Below are 4,210 nucleotides of genomic sequence, written 5' to 3'. Positions count from 1 at the left end.
CCGGAATCAGGTTGACATAGAAGATGTACTCCCAGCCCCAGTTCTCCGTGAGGTAGCCACCTATCGTCGGACCGATGGCCGGTGCGAACGTCGCCGACAAGGCAAAGAGCGCCAGCCCGATGGGCTGTTTTGCCTTGGGCAGCATGGTGATGATGATGGTAAAAGCCATCGGGATGAGTACGCCGCCGCTGAAGCCCTGGATGGCGCGTAGCACGATCATTTGTTGCAAATTTGCAGCGAACGCACAGGCAACGGAGAAGATCAGGAACAGGATGGCATTTACCAATAGGTAGTTGCGAACAGAGAATACGCGAGCGAGCCAGCCGCTCAAAGGAATAACAACGATCTCGGCGATCAGATAGGCGGTGGAGATCCAGCCGCCATCGTCGATACCGGCGCCGATAGCACCTTGTATGTCGGCCAGCGAGGCGTTTACGATCTGGATATTCAGCACTGCCATGAAAGCGCCGAGCGTCGAACCGACGACCGCAGTCCACATTTTTGCGGGGCTGATGGCCTCTGACTTTGCAGCGACTGCGGCAATGCGCTGTGGAGCGATATTTGCGGAAGATGTGATGTCGATGGTGGCCATGACGCTTCTCCCTTTGGCTTTTAAGAAAATAGTCTCATGACAAGTGACGAACGATAATCGAAGAAAAGCGGGAAGGATCATCCAGCCACGCTGGATAATCCTTCGTCCCTTGCTTCGGCCTGGGTGAAGTTTTTGGTATTGACCTCTGGTTCCACCGACATGCCAGACCGAAGCCGGCCAGCCAATGCCTCGTCATCAATGACGATCTTCACAGGAATGCGCTGGACGATCTTGGTGAAGTTGCCGGTCGCGTTGTCGGGGGGCAGCAGCGCGAATTCGAGGCCGCTTGCCGGTGACAGGCTGTCGACGTGACCCTTGATCGCCACGTCCGGGAAGCTGTCGACCTTGACCTCGACCGGTTGGCCGGCGCGAATATTGGTCAATTGCGTTTCCTTGAAGTTGGCGACGACATAGACGGAATGCAGTGGCACAACGGCCATCAGCTGTGTTCCTGACGTGACGAGCTGGCCGACACGCAAAGTGCGCGCGCCGACTGTACCGTCGACCGGCGCGATGATCTGGGTGTAGGAAAGATTCAGCTCTGCCTGCTCGGCGGCCGCAACACTGCGATCGCGTTGAGCGAGCGCCTGGTCACGCTGCGTTTCCAGCACGGGTATCTTGTTCTGCGCAGCGATGAGTGCGGACCGGTCCCGGTTGAGCGCTGCAGCGGCCTGATCGCGAAGCGATTGGGTCTGTTCTGCGCGGGATATTGAGCCAGTACCGTTTTCCATGAGTTTCTGCGACCGGCGGGCATCCGATTCAGCAAAGGTCAGGGAGGCCTGCGTGGCGGCGGTCGTGGCCCTGGCCTGATCGATGATGGATTGCTGCAGGTCGATCTGGGCACTGAGATTGCGGATAGCGGCTTCCGACGCCTTCACTTCGGCCCGAGCCTGGGCAAGCGCAGCGCGATAGTCGCGATCATCGATGCGGGCAAGCACTTGCCCGGCCTTGACCAGATCGTTGTCCTTGACCAGGACATCTAAGATATAGCCTGAAACCTTCGGTGCAATTGTGGTGTAATCAGCCTTCACATAGGCATCGTCGGTGGATTCAATAAAGCGCCCGACAGTCCAGTAGTGGTGGCCAAAGTCAGCCGCAAACGCGACGGCGGCGAGCAGCGCGGCGGCGAGTAGGCTGTGTTTGACGATCTTTTTGCCACGACCTTTCTTCGGAGTATTCGCTGGTGCAGGAACCGAAGTAACGACCTCGGGTTGGAGACCTGTTTGAAAAGCTTCCTTGCGGGGTAACTCAACCATTGTCCTTCTCCTTGATGACGAGCTCGCCTGCGAGCGCCGTGTTCGATGAGAGGAGAATGCGCCATCCCGTGATATCTGATAATGTGATTAAATCGGGAAGGATCATCAACTGAGAGCGGATAATCGGAGGCGACAATGGACCGTCTGACCAGCCTTGCAGTGTTCGGTCGTGTTGTGGAATGTGGCGGCTTTTCCGCGGCTGCGCGGCGCCTCAACATGTCCGTGACGATGGTCGGCAATCACATACAATCGCTTGAGGAGCGATTGGGCGTGCGGCTTCTGAACCGGACGACCCGCAAGGTCAGCCTGACGGAGACCGGCAAGTTCTATTACGAACGGTCCAGCCAGATTCTTGCCGATCTCGAGGAGGCAGACCGAGCCGCTGGCGCGTTGAGCTCGATGCCGAGAGGCACGCTCCGGCTTTATACGAGCACGCATATCATTCGCTTCCTCAATCCGGTCGTTGCCGAATATCTCAGCCTCTATCCGTCCGTCTCGCTGGATTTGAGCATTGGTGAGCGCATGATCGACATGATTGAGGATGGGTACGATCTGGCAATCCGAACAGTATTGCCACCAGATTCAAGTCTTGTGGCGCGGCGGCTCACACCTTGGCGGCACGTACTGTGCTGCTCGCTTGGCTATCTCGAAACACGGGCGGCACCGGATATGCCAGCGGATCTCGCCGCGCATAACTGCCTGCGCTACACCTATTATCCCTTCGGTGACGAATGGCGCTTCGCCAATTCCGCCGGCGAGGCAGTCGGCGTAAAGGTTGGCGGGAATGCCGTTTCCAACAGTGCTGAAACACTCCGCTATCTTGCGTTGAACGGTCACGGCATCTTTCTCGCGCCGAGCTTCGTTGTCTTCGATGATCTCGCCAGCGGCACGCTGATTTCGCTTCTACCGGATTTCAAGCCTGTCGAATTCAGCATCAACGCAATCTATCCCAACCGCAGCCATTTGCCCGGCAAGGTGCGCATTTTCATTGACCTCCTCGCTGAACGCTTTGTCTCGCACCGGCAATGGATGTCGCACTGACTGAAAGAACGGTGTCGCTTGCGCATCCCAACGTTGCACCATGACTGCTGTTTCGCCCCGGTATCTCCTCTGCAAGCTAGCGCTGATCTTGCAAACAGCGCGCTGTCAGGCGCGGGGCTGATGCCCACGACGTGCGCGGTGAGCCCTGAAGCGAGAGCGATGGAACCTCGGTCCCGATGCCCGCTTCCGTTAATGCCGTCACGCAAATCAACTTTTCACAACTGCTCTTCCAGCGGCGGGAAATCCGCAGGAACATAATTCGTTATGATGGGGTCGCGTGTTCGAGTTACGCAAGAGGCACCAGTTTTACTTTGAAAATCCGGTGCTTACGGCTACAGACGATGCCGGGGGTCGGCCCGCCCCTTGATGGCCGACGCCAGAACATGGCGATCATCAAGTGGCGGGTTCGCTCGAGCCGTTCTCTTGTAAGATCGTCTCTGCTTCTAAGCAAAGCGTTAATCCATTCATGATGCACAGCGTTCGACCATTTGGCGCGATATAGGTCAGATACAGCAAGCTCCAAAGCAGGTCGCGCAACGGAGTCGGATAGAGAACCGACGCGTCCAAGAAGGCCGTAAATGTCCCCAAAGCTTAGTATTCCATCCCAAGCTCTTGAGCCTCCGCTGCAAGCTCGCCCAATACCTTGCGTCGTTCCGTGTCGATCGCCTCTTTGTAGTTCAGCACATCTTCGAAACGAACACGGCGATGGGTTCCCACCATGCGGAACGGTAGCTTCTTCTCATCCAACAGGCCAATGAGAAACGGACGCGATACGTTCAGGACGTCAGCGGCTTGTTGTGTTGTCAGCTCAGCGTTCTGCGGGACGATCGTAACAGCTCTTCCCGATGCCATATCCTCAAGCACGGCCATAAGCAGCTTGACAGCTCCCGCTGGCAACTCAATCGCTTCTTCGTTCTCAGCATCACGAACGCGGAATGTCAGAGCACGTCCTTTGCGCGCATAAGGAGCCAAACGCTGGCCTGATGCGCGTGCAAGCTCCACGTCATCTTTGGATGGTGGATTTGTGGTGAATGCGGCAGTCATCGCTATTTTTCCTTTTCTGTTTCCGCCAAAATATAATCCACAATTAACTAAACGCAATAATCGAAACAATCGAATTTTTCGAAACGACACGTGTTATGGTTATTCTTGTCTATCATCATCATGTGCGTATTGCCTTTGAAGATCGATGCATATATCGCCGATCAAGTGCTACTCATCAGCCTGGCCACGCGGGCGCGCGATCCGTCCTCGCTCGAGATCGGCAATCGCTTGATTACACATGAACCCTACGCGATAGCGCTGCGCCGCGACGACGCCA

4 protein-coding genes and 1 pseudogene are annotated in these 4,210 nt (G+C 56.3%); 2 read left to right on the top strand and 3 right to left on the bottom strand.

The annotated features are described in order from the left end of the window. Together AAAB35_RS08990 and AAAB35_RS08985 are read right to left on the bottom strand one after the other, a co-directional pair. On the bottom strand, positions 1-592 hold a 592-nt coding region (locus AAAB35_RS08990; RefSeq protein ID WP_340667937.1), incomplete at its 3' end, for an MFS transporter. A 77-nt stretch (positions 593-669) separates the two neighbouring features. Then, on the bottom strand, positions 670-1,848 hold the full coding sequence (locus AAAB35_RS08985; RefSeq protein ID WP_340667935.1) for an HlyD family secretion protein: 1,179 nt from the start codon (positions 1,846-1,848) through the stop codon (positions 670-672). A gap of 135 nt (positions 1,849-1,983) precedes the next feature. Between AAAB35_RS08985 and AAAB35_RS08980 the strand changes: the two genes are divergently transcribed. After that, positions 1,984-2,889: a LysR family transcriptional regulator gene (locus AAAB35_RS08980; RefSeq protein ID WP_340667933.1), complete on the top strand. Its 906-nt coding sequence runs from the start codon at positions 1,984-1,986 to the stop codon at positions 2,887-2,889. A gap of 591 nt (positions 2,890-3,480) precedes the next feature. Here AAAB35_RS08980 and AAAB35_RS08975 read toward each other — a convergent pair. Beyond that, positions 3,481-3,933 carry an excisionase family DNA-binding protein gene (locus AAAB35_RS08975; RefSeq protein WP_340667931.1) on the bottom strand — a complete coding sequence of 151 codons (453 nt, stop codon included), beginning with the start codon at positions 3,931-3,933 and terminating at the stop codon, positions 3,481-3,483. 138 nt (positions 3,934-4,071) lie between these two features. On the opposite strand from AAAB35_RS08975, the pseudogene AAAB35_RS08970 reads away from it, so the two are divergent. Continuing rightward, a pseudogene (locus AAAB35_RS08970) lies at positions 4,072-4,210 on the top strand (amino acid ABC transporter substrate-binding protein); the annotation flags it as partial.

Source organism: Phyllobacterium sp. (assembly GCF_037994425.1).
Taxonomy (GTDB): domain Bacteria; phylum Pseudomonadota; class Alphaproteobacteria; order Rhizobiales; family Rhizobiaceae; genus Phyllobacterium.
The sequence above is the reverse complement of the archived record's forward strand: the minus strand, read 5'-3'. Positions and strand labels throughout refer to the sequence as shown.